The 12384-nt window shown below is 73.6% G+C and carries 12 protein-coding genes and 1 riboswitch; of the genes, 7 read left to right on the forward strand and 5 right to left on the reverse strand.

The window, feature by feature from the left end; translation table 11 throughout:
• From ACI791_RS04760 to ACI791_RS04770, 3 genes are all read left to right on the forward strand, one after another.
• Complete coding sequence (locus tag ACI791_RS04760) at nucleotides 1-1785, forward strand: DEAD/DEAH box helicase (RefSeq protein ID WP_456584991.1); 1785 nt, start codon at nucleotides 1-3, stop codon at nucleotides 1783-1785.
• Between the two features lie 626 nt (nucleotides 1786-2411).
• On the forward strand, nucleotides 2412-3680 hold the full coding sequence (locus ACI791_RS04765; RefSeq protein WP_456584992.1) for an ArgE/DapE family deacylase: 1269 nt from the start codon (nucleotides 2412-2414) through the stop codon (nucleotides 3678-3680).
• Entirely contained in the window at nucleotides 3677-4318 is a 642-nt protein-coding gene (locus tag ACI791_RS04770; RefSeq protein ID WP_456584993.1) for an HD domain-containing protein, read from the forward strand. Before ACI791_RS04765 ends, ACI791_RS04770 begins: the two co-directional genes overlap by 4 nt.
• Here the strand turns inward: ACI791_RS04770 and ACI791_RS04775 are convergent.
• Nucleotides 4275-4559: a DUF4031 domain-containing protein gene (locus tag ACI791_RS04775; RefSeq protein ID WP_456584994.1), complete on the reverse strand. Its 285-nt coding sequence runs from the start codon at nucleotides 4557-4559 to the stop codon at nucleotides 4275-4277. The two genes, ACI791_RS04770 and ACI791_RS04775, sit on opposite strands and share 44 nt — an antisense overlap.
• A gap of 38 nt (nucleotides 4560-4597) precedes the next feature.
• Between ACI791_RS04775 and ACI791_RS04780 the strand changes: the two genes are divergently transcribed.
• The 3 genes from ACI791_RS04780 to ACI791_RS04790 all read left to right on the forward strand — a co-directional run bounded on the left by ACI791_RS04780 (nucleotide 4598) and on the right by ACI791_RS04790 (nucleotide 7151).
• A complete protein-coding gene (locus ACI791_RS04780) occupies nucleotides 4598-5593 on the forward strand; it encodes a Gfo/Idh/MocA family protein (RefSeq protein WP_456584995.1) in 996 nt (331 codons plus the stop codon).
• Nucleotides 5590-6420: an SDR family oxidoreductase gene (locus ACI791_RS04785; RefSeq protein ID WP_456584996.1), complete on the forward strand. Its 831-nt coding sequence runs from the start codon at nucleotides 5590-5592 to the stop codon at nucleotides 6418-6420. Before ACI791_RS04780 ends, ACI791_RS04785 begins: the two co-directional genes overlap by 4 nt.
• Before the next feature lie 107 nt (nucleotides 6421-6527).
• Nucleotides 6528-7151 carry a hypothetical protein gene (locus ACI791_RS04790; protein WP_456584997.1) on the forward strand — a complete coding sequence of 208 codons (624 nt, stop codon included), beginning with the start codon at nucleotides 6528-6530 and terminating at the stop codon, nucleotides 7149-7151.
• A gap of 9 nt (nucleotides 7152-7160) precedes the next feature.
• On the opposite strand, the gene ACI791_RS04795 is transcribed toward ACI791_RS04790, so the two are convergent.
• Nucleotides 7161-7958, reverse strand: coding sequence for a DUF72 domain-containing protein (locus tag ACI791_RS04795; protein ID WP_456584998.1), 798 nt, complete (start codon nucleotides 7956-7958; stop codon nucleotides 7161-7163).
• 170 nt (nucleotides 7959-8128) lie between these two features.
• On the opposite strand from ACI791_RS04795, the gene ACI791_RS04800 reads away from it, so the two are divergent.
• Nucleotides 8129-8269 carry a hypothetical protein gene (locus ACI791_RS04800; RefSeq protein WP_456584999.1) on the forward strand — a complete coding sequence of 47 codons (141 nt, stop codon included), beginning with the start codon at nucleotides 8129-8131 and terminating at the stop codon, nucleotides 8267-8269.
• Between the two features lie 281 nt (nucleotides 8270-8550).
• On the opposite strand, the gene groL is transcribed toward ACI791_RS04800, so the two are convergent.
• The 3 genes from groL to thrC all read right to left on the reverse strand — a co-directional run bounded on the left by groL (nucleotide 8551) and on the right by thrC (nucleotide 12189).
• Complete coding sequence (gene groL, locus ACI791_RS04805; protein ID WP_347059277.1) at nucleotides 8551-10176, reverse strand: chaperonin GroEL; 1626 nt, start codon at nucleotides 10174-10176, stop codon at nucleotides 8551-8553.
• A gap of 297 nt (nucleotides 10177-10473) precedes the next feature.
• Nucleotides 10474-10674 (reverse strand): cold-shock protein, encoded by a 201-nt coding sequence (locus tag ACI791_RS04810; RefSeq protein ID WP_089306482.1) that lies wholly within the window; start codon nucleotides 10672-10674, stop codon nucleotides 10474-10476.
• A 213-nt stretch (nucleotides 10675-10887) separates the two neighbouring features.
• On the reverse strand, nucleotides 10888-12189 hold the full coding sequence (gene thrC / locus ACI791_RS04815) for a threonine synthase (protein ID WP_456585000.1): 1302 nt from the start codon (nucleotides 12187-12189) through the stop codon (nucleotides 10888-10890).
• Between the two features lie 12 nt (nucleotides 12190-12201).
• A riboswitch (SAM riboswitch) is annotated at nucleotides 12202-12343 on the reverse strand.
• Nucleotides 12344-12384: the final 41 nt, after the last annotated feature.

Here is a 12384-nt window from a genome sequence, read left to right on the forward strand (position 1 = left end):
ATGGCGACTGCAGCAGCAGCGGCGGCCCGGGCCCCGCAGACGACCAGCCGACCGCTCCGGGCATGGCAGCAGGCCGCCCTCGGCCAGTACGAGGAGGCCTCCCCCAAGGACTTCCTGGTCACCGCTACGCCGGGCGCCGGCAAGACGACCTTCGCCCTGACGCTGGCCGCCCGGCTGCTGTCCCGCCGCGAGGTCGCCCGCGTCGTCGTCGTCTGCCCGACCGACCACCTGCGCCTGCAGTGGGCCGAGGCCGCCGACGCGATGGGCATCGTCCTCGACCCGAACCTGACCAACGCCGTCGGGCCGGTCCGCGCCGGCACGCAGGGCTACGTGACCACCTACGCGCAGGTCGCCGGCAAGCCGATGCTGCACGCCGCCCGCTCCACGGCCGTGAAGTCGCTGGTGATCCTCGACGAGGTGCACCACGCCGGCGACGGCCTCTCGTGGGGCGAGGCGGTCGAGGAGGCGTACGGCATGGCCGCCCGCCGGCTCTGCCTCACCGGAACGCCGTTCCGCACCAAGCCCGACGAGCGCATCCCCTTCGTCCGCTACGAGGAGGACGTCTTCGAGGGCGACGACGGCGCCGGCGGGATCGGCCTGGTCAGCCGGGCCGACTACACCTACGGCTACAAGGAGGCGCTCGCCGACAACGTCGTCCGCCCCGTCGTCTTCGCCGCGTACACCGGCACCTCGCGCTGGCGGAACTCCGCCGGCGAGGTCGTCGCCGCGTCCCTGAGCGAGGCCGGCACCAAGTCGGTGGAGATGCAGGCCTGGCGCACCGCGCTGGACCCCAAGGGCCAGTGGGTGCCGCACGTCATCGCCGCGATGGACGACCGGATCACGCACCTGCGCGAGGAGGGCGGCATGCCCGACGCCGCCGGGCTGATCCTCGCCAGCGACCAGGACGACGCCCGTGACTACGCCAAGATCGTGCGCCGGGTGACCGGCAAGGCACCGGAGCTGATCCTGTCGGACGACCCGAAGGCATCGAAGAAGATCGAGAAGTTCAACAAGGGCGGCGCCCGGATCGCCGTCTGCGTGCGGATGATCTCCGAGGGCGTCGACGTCCCGCGCGCCGCCGTCCTGGCCTGGATGACCTCCTACCGGACGCCGCTGTTCTTCGCCCAGGCCGTCGGCCGCGTGGTCCGCTCCCGGGCCTCGCACGAGTCGGCGACGGTCTTCCTCCCCGCCGTCCGCCCGCTGCTGTCGCTGGCCGCGTCCATGGAGGAGCAGCGCAACCACGTGATGCCGCCGCCCAGGACCCAGCCCGACGAGGAACTCGAGGCGCTGGACCTGCCGCCACGGGAGCCGCGCGAGGGCGAGATGAAGCAGTGGGAGGCCCTGGAGGCCGACGCCCGCTTCGCGCACGTCCTCCACGGCGGGACGGCGCACACCGGCGAGGGCCGCCCCGCGCTCGTGGCGCCCGAGGAGGAGGACTTCCTCGGCATCCCCGGCCTGCTCACCCCGGAGCAGACGGCGTCGCTGCTGGCCAGGCGGGACGACGAGCTGCGGGTGCGGATCGCACAGAGGCACCGGACCGACGGCGACGACTTCATGGTCGTCGAGGACCACCCCGACGAGGACGACTCCGGCCGCTCCTGGCGCGACGCCGCGGAGCTGCGCCGGGAGATCAACCGGCTGGTCAACCGGGTGGCGGCGCGCACCTCGCAGCCGCAGGCCGTGGTGCACACCCAGCTGCGCCAGTCGGTGCCCGGCCCGCCGTCGGCATCGGCGTCGGTCGACGTGCTCCGCGCGCGCCGGGAGCGCCTGCGCACGATGCTCTAGGTGGAGCGACCCTTGCTGGGCGGTGAGGGCGACGGCCTCGTGCGACCGCTCGCCCCGTGCTGCGACGGCAGTCCGGGCATCGGGCGATCAGGCAGTCCTGTCCCCCGCACGGGGTCCGAGCGCCCCTCACGACGATCGGCCGCACCCTGAGGGTGGGCCGATCGGGAAGTGAGGTCCGGACCGGATGACGGCCGCCTCGCGGCGAGATGCACAACGCGGCTCCAGGCCCCCGACCGAGGTCGGGGCGGTAGTCCGTGAAGGCGTAACCAAATGGCACCCGGGGGCACGATGCACCCGGCCCGGACGCCTTCGAGGCTACCCGCGCACCCCGGGCCGACACCCGTCCGGCAGGACTTTTCAGTTCGATCCGCGCTGACCCTGCGTGCGGAGTCGACCGTGGACGCTGACGCGATGACCAGGCCGGCCAGCGGGCTCGGGCAGGCGGTGGTGCACCGGGACGACGTAGCGGTCGGCGGTGGTGAGCATCGTGGTCGAGGCGGGAGACCAGCCGGCCGCCTTCTTCGCGGCGGTCTGCCCAGCCTGGACATCCGCGCCGGTCCGAGGTCCCCCCGCACGCCGGCGCCGCGCCCCGGAAGGCTCCGGCGAGGCGTGCCAGACTCCGGCGCATGGCCGACCTCACCGCCGTCGAGGCCCGCGTGCTGTCCGCCGTCGACGAGCAGTGGGCGGTGGAGCGGCTGAGCGCGATGATCGCCGTCCCGTCGGTCGGCGGGAGCGCCGCCGAGAGCGAGGTGCAGCACCTGCTCGGCGACTGGCTCGACGAGCTCGGCTGCGACGTCGACCGGTGGCCGATCGACCTGGCCGAGGCCGCGAGCGCCCCCCACGCCCCTGGTCAGGAGGTCGTGCGCACCGAGGCGTGGGGCGTCGTAGGAACGACGGGCGGCGAGGGTCTGCCCGCGCTGATCCTCTCCGGCCACACCGACGTCGTCCCGCCCGGTGACCGCGACCTGTGGGCGGGCGACCCCTTCGTCCCCCGGCTCAGCGGCGGCGCCGTGCACGGACGCGGCGCCTGTGACATGAAGGCCGGCGTGGTCGCCTCGCTGGCCGCCGTGCACGCCCTCCGGACGACGAGGGTGCGGCTGGCCCGGCCGCTCGCGCTGCACGGCGTCGTCGGCGAGGAGGACGGCGGCCTCGGCGCCTGGGCGACGCTCCGCCGCGGGCACACCGGTGAGCTGTGCGTGATCCCCGAGCCCACGGCCGGGGCCGTCGTCACCGCGCACGGCGGCGCCCTCACCTTCCGGCTGGAGGTGAGCGGCCACGCCGCGCACGCCGCCATGCGCGACCGCGGCGTCAGCGCCGTGGAGCTCTTCGCCCACGTGCACGCGGCGCTGATCGCCTTCGAGGCCGAGCGGCAGCGCGACGCCGATCCGCGCTTCGGCGAGGCCCGCTTCCCGCACGGCATCTCCATCGGCCGGGTGGAGGCGGGCGACTGGGCCAGCTCCGTCCCGGACCGGCTGGTCGCCGAGGGCCGGTACGGGGTGCGGGTCGGTGAACCCCTGGAGACGGCGAGGGCGGCGCTCGAGGCGCGGCTGGCCGAGGTCTGCGCGGCGCACCCGTGGCTGGCCGCGCACCCGGTGCGGCTGACCTGGACCGGCGGCGCCTTCGCCAGCGGCGAGCTGCCGGCCGGCTCCCCGCTGCTGCCCGCGGTCAGGTCCGCCGTGGTCGACGCCGGCGGCGCCGAGCCGGCCGAGCGCGCCATCGCCGCGGGCACCGACCTGCGGCTGTACGCCGCCGCGGGCATCCCCACGCTGCACTACGGCCCGGGCGACCTGCACCTCGCGCACGGGCCGCTGGAGTCGGTACCCGTGGCCGCCCTGGTCACCGCCGCCCGCGCGTTCGCCCTGCTCGCGCTGCGCACGTGCGGGGTCCTCCGGTGAGCGGCCCGGTCGGCTTCGAGGCCTGGGCCGCGCTGGCCGGCGACTCCCCCACCTCGCGCACCGAGTGGGCCGCCGTCGTCGCCGCGTGGAGCGAGCCGCACCGCCGGTACCACGACCTGGCACACCTCGCGGCGGTCCTCGGCCTGGTCGAGCGGCTGGTCGCCGACGTCCCCGACCCCGACGCCGTGCGGCTGGCCGCCTGGTACCACGACGTGGTCTACGACCCGCGGCGCAGCGACAACGAGCAGACCAGCGCCGACCGCGCCCGCGCGGGACTGCGCGGGCTGGTCCCCGACGAGCGGGTCGAGGAGGTGGTCCGGCTGGTGCTGCTCACCGCCGGCCACGACGTGGCACCGGGCGACGCCGCCGGCGCGGCGCTCTGCGACGCCGACCTGGCGGTGCTGGCCAGCCCGCCGGCGGCCTACGCGGGCTACGCGTCGGCCGTCCGCGCGGAGTACGGGCACCTGGACGACGAGACGTTCACCGCGGGGCGGATCGCCGTGCTGGAGCAGCTGCTCGCGCTGCCCCGGCTGTACCGGCTGCCCGCCGCCGCGGAGTGGGAGCCGCTCGCCCGCGCGAACCTGAGCGCGGAGCTCACCCTGCTGAGGCAGCGGGCCGACGGGGCTTCCGGAGCCTGAGCCCGGCCGCGAGCAGGCGCTGCAGCAGCTCCCGGCACTCGACCGGCTGCGCTCCCGCCGCGACCGCGACGTCGTACAGGTCCTCGGGGATGTCGTAGTGGTCGCCCTGGAAGGCCCGCCGCGGGATGCCCAGCTCCGCCGCGACGAAGGCGTGCAGCTCCTCGTAGCTGACGTCGCTGACCAGGTGGGACCAGCGGCGGCCGCGCCAGGGCCACACCGGGGAGTCGATCAGCACGGCCACGGGAGGCAGTCTGCCGCGCCCCGACTAGCGTCTGCCCGGTGAGCGAAGAGATCCGCTGGGGAGTCGTCGGACCGGGCCGCATCGCGGAGAACGTGGTGCACGACTTCGCGCACGTGCCGGGCGCGCGGGTCGCGGCGGTGGCGTCGCGGTCCCAGGAGCGGGCCGACGCCTTCGCCTCCCGGCACGGCGTGGAGCGGGCGCACGGCTCCTACGCGGCGATCATCGCCGATCCGGACGTCGACGTGCTGTACCTCGCCACCCCGCACCCGCAGCACCACGCGCTCGCGCTGGCCGCGCTGCGCGCCGGCAAGGCGCTGCTGGTGGAGAAGTCGTTCACCGCCACCACCGCCGGCGCCCTCGAGGTCGTGGACCTGGCCCGGGAGACCGGCGTCTTCGCCATGGAGGCCATGTGGACGCGGTTCCAGCCGGCCGTCGTCGCGGTACGCGAGCTCATCGCCGACGGCGCCATCGGGGAGGTGCGCTCCGTGCAGGCCGACCTCGGCGTCGCGCGCGAGTACGACCCCGCCGACCGGCTCTTCGCCATGGAGCTCGGCGGTGGCGCGCTGCTCGACCTGGGCGTCTACGTCGTCTCCTTCGCCCAGATGCTGCTCGGGACGCCGGAGCGTGTCGTCGCCGCCGGTTCGCTGTTCTCCTCGGGGGCCGACGCCGACGCTGCCCTGCTCCTCGACTTCGGCGGCGGCCGCACGGCCTCGCTCACCACCTCGCTGCGCAACGCCCTGCCGGGGCAGGCCCGGGTGTTCGGCACCACCGGCTGGATCGACGTCCTCCCCCGGTTCCACCACCCGGCGACGTTCGTGCTGCACCGCACCGGCACCGAGCCCGAGACGATCACGAAGCCCCCGGCCGGCACCGGGTACGCACACGAGCTGATCGAGGTCACCGACTGCCTGCGGGCGGGCCGGACCGAGAGCGCCGTCATGCCGCTGGCCGACACGCTCGTCGTGCAGGACGTGCTGGGCCAGGCTGGGGAGCAGCTCGGCGTCCGGCACGCCGAGGCGGTCGACGTCCTGTGATCGTCGTGACCGCCGCCGGCGGCTCCACCGGCACCGCCGTCGTCCGTGCCCTGCTGGCGCGCGGGAAGCAGGTGCGCGCCGTCGTCCCCTCGCGCCGGCCGCGCCCGCAGCTGGACGCCCTCGGCGCCGAGGTGGTCGTCGGCGACCTCACCGGCGACCTGTCCGCCGCGTGCGCCGGCGCGGACGCCCTCTACCTGATCTGGCCCAACTTCGACCCGTCGGAGTCCACCGGCGCCCCCGCGGTCCTCACCGCCGCCGCCCGCGTGGGGGTGCGCCGGCTGGTCTACCACTCGGTGCTGCGGCCGCAGGTCCGTGCGATGCCGCACCACGCGGCGAAGGACCTGGTCGAGGAGGCCCTCGACGGCGCCGTCGCGGGGACGGCGGCGCGGTGGCGGGTGCTGCAGCCCTGCGCCTACGCCGACAACCTCGACGGTCAGCTGGCCGGAGCGGCGGAGAGCGGCGAGCTGCGCAGCCCGTGGGGCCTGGAGAAGGCGCAGTCCTTCGTCGACCTGCGCGACGTCGCCGAGGCCGCGGCGGTGCTGCTCACGGCCGACGGGCTGGACAGCGGCACCTTCGAGGCCGTGGGGCCCGAGGAGCTGACCGCACCCGACGTCGCCGACCTGCTGTCCGCCCGCTTGGGGCGCCCCGTCGCCGCGGTCGACGCGCCCGCCGGCGACGACGGCACCTACGCCGGTCACTGCCGCACCGCGATGTTCGACTGGTACCGCGCGCACGGGTTCACCGGCAGCCCGCGGGTGCTCACCGACCTGCTCGGCCGATCACCGCGCACGTTCGCCCAGCACCTGGCCGACGCCCCGACCGGGTAGCGCCCGTCCGGGTGAATCGGGCCGCACCGCTACAGCCGCCCCCACCTGGTGCCGATACCCGTTCGAAGCGCCGCATCCGCGGTTCCCGTTCGGAAGGGATTGCACCCATGGCACTGCTCGAAGGGCTCGCCGCCGTCGTCGCCAAGATCGCCGGTGCCGGCACCGCGGCGCAGGTGGCCACCGGCCTGGGCATCGCGGCCGCGGGGGTGACCGGCGCCGGTGCGGCCGGCGCCCTGCCCGCCCCGGTGCAGGACACCGTCGCCTCCGCCGTGCAGACCGTGACGCCGTTCGACTTCCCCCGGTCCGACGACCTCGCCGTTTCCGCCCGCTCGACCGACGACACCGCCGAGGTCGAGACCGAGACCGAGACCGAGACCGAGGAGCTCACCGAGGTCGAGTCTGGGTCCGGGACCCAGGACGCCACCGAGGTCCAGCCCGAGGAGATCACCGAGGACGGCGGCGAGGACAGCGACCGCCGCGGGCTCGACAACGCCATCGCCCACGCCGACGAGCACGCGCAGAAGGCGCTCGCCGCGGCCCAGGAGCGCCAGGCGGCCCACGCCGCGGAGAAGACCGCGCGTGCGGCCGAGAAGGCGCCGAAGGGCACCGAGAAGGCCGCCCGCGACGCCGACGAGCAGGTCGAGGAGAGCGCCGAGGAAGCCGACGGGGCCGCGGCGGGCGCAGGGCGGGGCAACGGCGAGGGCAACGGCAAGGGCAAGGACAAGGGCTGACCGGAACCGTCAGACCGGGGGGACTTCCACCGGCGCCCAGGCCAGACCGGTCGCCTGGTCGGCCGTGGGCACCCGCGTCGGCGTGCCTCCGGCCCGGCGCACCGCGTCGGCGAACAAGCACGCGTCGATGACCGCGGCGCAGCCCGGGTCGTTGTTGAAGTAGACGAGGACGTCGTCCTCCCCGTACCTGGCGGCCAGCCGGTCGGCCCACCGCTGGAGGGTCTCCGGCCGGTAGCGCCAGTTCTCCAGCCCGGTGTGGAACCTCAGGTATCCCCAGTCGGCGGTGCGCCAGAGCGGGGCGACCGGCTGCTCCATCCGATCGGCCCAGCACAGCGCCGCGCCGTAGCGCTCCAGGAGCGCCCGGATCTCGTCGGTCCACCACGACTCGTGCCGCGGCTCCACGGCCACCCGCGTCCCGCTGGGGAACTGGGCCAGGCAGGTGCGCAGCAGCTCCGGGTCGGCCTTCAGTGTGGGCGGCAGCTGCAGCAGGATCGTGTCCAGCTTGGCCTCCAGACCCGCCGCGCGGCCCATCAGCCGGGCGACCGGTTCCTCCGGCTCGCGCAGCCGCTTGATGTGGGTGAGGAACCGGCTGGCCTTGACCGCCCACCGGAAGTCCGGTGGCGTGCGCTCGCGCCACTTGACGAACGTCTCCCGCTCGGGCAGCCGGTAGAAGGCGTTGTTGCTCTCGACGGTGGCGAAGTGCTCGACGTAGTGCTCGAGCCAAAGCCGCTGCGCCAGCTTCTGCGGGTAGAAGGCGCCGCGCCAGTCGCGGTACTGCCACCCCGACGTCCCGATGATCACCGTCACGCCCGACCGCTACCCCGCGGTGCGCGGGCTGACGCGACGGCAGCCGCCTGCCCCCCGTATTGGGGACAGGTCGCCCCCCTGCGCTCGGCTGCCCGCAGCGGTGCCCGCGGGCCACTGTTCCGTCCACGAGACCGGCCCGCGACCCGATCGCCGGGTACCCGACTGGCACGGTGGGTGCGCTGGAGGCTCCGGAGAACACCGGCCCGTGGGACATCACGATCGACCCGGCGCCCGCGACGGCTCCGACCACCATCTGGATCAAGTCCAGCAACGGAGCGGTCGCCGGTCCCTTCACCGTCGAGATCCGGTGACCCGGTCCTGGATGGGCTGTCACCCCCGCCAGGGGTGAGCCCGCCCGGGACGCACCACAACTGAGCACCCCGAGGGCCCGTCACCAGCCGGTGGCGGGCCCTCGGCCTGCTCCGGACGACGGGGTGGGGTCGGGGCCCGGCCGACGCCCCCGCACGCTCTGGTGACCTCTGTCTCGGCACCCGGGACCACCACGTCGTGGCCCCGGAACGCCGACAGGGGCGGCCCGCTGGAGAGCGGACCGCCCCTGCCGGGCAGTGCTGGTACTACGAGGGGGCCGGACTCAGAAGTCCATGCCGCCCATGCCATCGCTGTTCGGCATGGCCGGAGCGTTCTTCTCCGGCTTGTCGGCGATGACGGCCTCGGTGGTGAGGAAGAGCGCCGCGATGGAGGCGGCGTTCTGCAGCGCCGAGCGGGTCACCTTGGCGGGGTCGATGATCCCGGCCGCGACCAGGTCCACGTACTCGCCGGTGGCGGCGTTGAGGCCCCAGCCGGTCTCCGAGTTGCGCACCTTCTCCGCCACGACGCCGCCCTCGAGGCCGGCGTTGATGGCGATCTGCTTCAGCGGGGCCTCGAGCGCGACGCGCACGATGTTGGCACCGGTCGCCTCGTCACCCTCGAGCTCGAGCTTGTCGAACGCGACGGCCGTGGCCTGCGCGAGAGCGACGCCACCACCGGCGACGATGCCCTCCTCGACGGCGGCCTTGGCGTTGCGCACCGCGTCCTCGATGCGGTGCTTGCGCTCCTTGAGCTCCACCTCGGTCGCGGCGCCGGCCTTGATGACGGCGACGCCACCGGCCAGCTTGGCCAGGCGCTCCTGCAGCTTCTCGCGGTCGTAGTCGGAGTCCGACCGCTCGATCTCGCTGCGGATCTGGTTGACCCGCCCCTGGATCTGGTCGGTGTCCCCGGCACCCTCGACGATCGTCGTCTCGTCCTTGGTGACGACGACCTTGCGGGCGCGGCCGAGGAGCTCGATACCGGCGGTGTCGAGCTTGAGGCCGACCTCCTCGCTGATGACCTGGCCACCGGTGAGGATGGCGATGTCGCCCAGCATGGCCTTGCGGCGGTCACCGAAGCCCGGGGCCTTGACGGCAACGGACTTGAAGGTGCCACGGATCTTGTTCACGACCAGGGTCGCCAGGGCCTCGCCCTCGACGTCCTCGGCGATGATGGCCAGCGGCTTGCCCGACTGCATGACCTTCTCCAGCAGCGGGAGCAGGTCCTTGACCGAGCTGATCTTGCCGTTGACGACGAGCACGTACGGGTCGTCGAGGACGGCCTCCATGCGCTCGGCGTCGGTGACGAAGTAGGGCGAGATGTAGCCCTTGTCGAAGCGCATGCCCTCGGTGAGCTCGAGCTCGAGCCCGAAGGTGTTGCTCTCCTCGACGGTGATGACGCCTTCCTTGCCCACCTTGTCCATCGCCTCGGCGATGAGCTCACCGATGGCGGGGTCGGCGGCGGAGATCGACGCGGTGGCGGCGATCTGCTCCTTGGTCTCGACGTCCTTGGCCGTGGAGAGGAGGTACTCGGTGACCGAGGCGACGGCCTTCTCGATGCCCTTCTTGAGGGCCATCGGGTTGGCGCCGGCGGCGACGTTGCGCAGACCCTCGCGCACGAGCGCCTGGGCGAGCACGGTGGCGGTGGTGGTGCCGTCACCCGCGACGTCGTCGGTCTTCTTCGCGACCTCCTTGACGAGCTCGGCCCCGATCTTCTCCCACGGGTCCTCGAGCTCGATCTCCTTGGCGATGCTCACACCGTCGTTGGTGATCGTGGGGGCGCCCCACTTCTTCTCCAGCACGACGTTCCGGCCCTTGGGGCCGAGGGTCACCTTGACGGCGTCGGCGAGGGTGTTCATGCCCCGCTCGAGGCCGCGGCGCGCCTCTTCCTCGAAGGCGATCATCTTGGCCATGTGGTGGTGTCCTCCATGCATCGATCGCTGCACGGCCGGGTTCGGCGCCCGCGACGGACGACACCAGCGACGTGGACGCTCCGTCGGCCCACGGACCGGTGCCTCACCGTTCCGACCTGATTGGCACTCAGGAGCCCCGAGTGCCAGAAACGAGTCTGGCACTCCACCTTGGCGAGTGCAAGAACGGGGGGTCGGCCGGCCTCCCTGCGGGTGGCCTGACGTGCACGGAGGCCCGGCTCCCCGAGCGGGGAACCGGGCCTCACGGGTGGTGCGGTGCGTCGTCCGGAGGACGACAGGTCACGCAGAGCGGACGGCGTCGGCCTGCGGCCCCTTCGACCCCTGGACGACCTCGAACTCGACGCGCTGACCCTCGTCGAGGCTCTTGTACCCGTCCATCTGGATGGCCGAGTAGTGGACGAAGACGTCCTGGCCGCCGTCGACGGCGATGAAGCCGAAGCCCTTCTCGGCGTTGAACCACTTCACGGTGCCCTGTGCCACGTGTGCTCCCACGTTCGTGCGTGCGGACGGCTCCTCCGGATCGGGGAACCGGGTCCACCTCTTCCGCCCGCTCGAACACGAACATGGAACTGGATCCGCGCGAGAAGGTACATCAGGAAAGGCCTGGTCGCGGTCATCTTCGCCCGATCGATACCGGCCCCGTCCCGGGCGCCGCCCGGACCCTCCGACGGATGCGGAGGGCGGCGTCCTCTCTCAGTCGATGAGGCCTGCGGCCCGCACCGACTTCAGGGACGGCTCGACGCGGTGCGTCGGACCGACGACCGGCTCCAGCGGGTCGAGGGTCTTCAGGCCCTCGCCGGTGTTGAGGACGACGGTCTCCTTGGCCGGGTCCAGGAGCCCGCCCTCGACGAGCTTCCGCAGCACCGCGACGGTCACGCCGCCGGCGGTCTCGGCGAAGACCCCGGTGGTGCGGGCGAGGTCGCGGATCCCCTGGACGATCTCGTCGTCGCCGACGCGGGCCACGGCACCGCCGGTGCGCCGGATGGCGTCCAGCGCGTACGGGCCGTCGGCCGGGTTGCCGATGTTGAGCGACTTGGCGATGCCGGTGGGCTTCACCGGCTTTACGACGTCCCAGCCGTTGTCGAAGGCGGTGGCGATCGGGTCGCAGCCGGCCGACTGGGCGCCGAAGATCGTCCACTCCGTGGCCTCGACGATGCCGGCGGCGGTGAGCTCCCGGAAGGCCTTGTCGACCTTGGTGAGCAGCGAGCCGGACGCCATCGGGATGACGACCTGCGCCGGGATCCGCCAGCCGAGCTGCTCGGCGATCTCGTAGCCCATCGTCTTGGAGCCCTCGGCGTAGTAGGGCCGGACGTTCTGGTTGACGAAAGCTGTGTCCTCGAACTCGTCGGTCTCGGCGAGCTCGCTGGTCAGCCGGTTGACGTCGTCGTAGGAGCCGTCGACGGCGACCAGCGTCTGGCCGTAGACCGCCGACTGCACGACCTTGCCCGGCTCGAGGTCGGCCGGGATGAAGACGAAGGACGGCAGCCCCACCCGGGCGGCGTGCGCGGCCACGGAGTTCGCCAGGTTGCCGGTGGAGGCGGCGGCGATCTTCTTGTAGCCCAGGCCCTTGGCGGCGGTCGCCGCGAGGCTGACCACCCGGTCCTTGAACGAGTGGGTGGGGTTGGCCGAGTCGTCCTTCACCCAGAGTCCGCCGGTCAGGCCCAGCTCGGCGGCCAGCCGGTCGGCACGCACCAGCGGGGTCATGCCCGGGTCGAGGGACACGCGCTCGGCGGGATCCTGGCCCACGGGCAGCAGGGCGACGTACCGCCAGATGTTCTGCGGGCCGGCCTCGATCTGCTCACGGGTGACCGCGCGCATCAGCTCGGGGTCGTAGTCGACCTCCAGCGGGCCGAAGCACTCGGCGCAGGCGTGCTCGGCGATCAGCCCGAAGGTGGCGCCGCAGTTGCGGCAGACCAGCCCGCGGGCCGGACACGGCGGGGTGGGGCCGCCTGCCGACGAGTCGGCCTGAACGGAACCGGGAGCGGTGAGAGTCATGCGACGACTACCTCCTCATCTTCCCCGCAGCGGGCCGTCGAGCCGCGCGGGACGGAATTGGCACCTCCCGCCGCGCTGCTCCATGAGATCGCTGCGCGGACGGCGGTTGCCGGGGCTTCATCGGGCCGTGTCCCTCTGCCCCTCTGGATGAGTGAACGATCCGAAGCATACCCGCGGGCGGTACGGCACCTCGCG

It is taken from the genome of Blastococcus sp. SYSU DS0973 (assembly GCF_054051055.1).

Bases quoted from the DNA above. Each gene is read 5' to 3' on its own strand.
- ACI791_RS04760 (WP_456584991.1), top strand. From the start codon at position 1: ATGGCGACTGCAGCAGCAGCGGCGGCCCGGGCCCCGCAGACGACCAGC.
- ACI791_RS04765 (WP_456584992.1), top strand. From the start codon at position 2,412: ATGGCCGACCTCACCGCCGTCGAGGCCCGCGTGCTGTCCGCCGTCGAC.
- ACI791_RS04790 (WP_456584997.1), top strand. From the start codon at position 6,528: ATGGCACTGCTCGAAGGGCTCGCCGCCGTCGTCGCCAAGATCGCCGGT.
- groL (WP_347059277.1), bottom strand. From the start codon at position 10,176: ATGGCCAAGATGATCGCCTTCGAGGAAGAGGCGCGCCGCGGCCTCGAG.
- thrC (WP_456585000.1), bottom strand. From the start codon at position 12,189: ATGACTCTCACCGCTCCCGGTTCCGTTCAGGCCGACTCGTCGGCAGGC.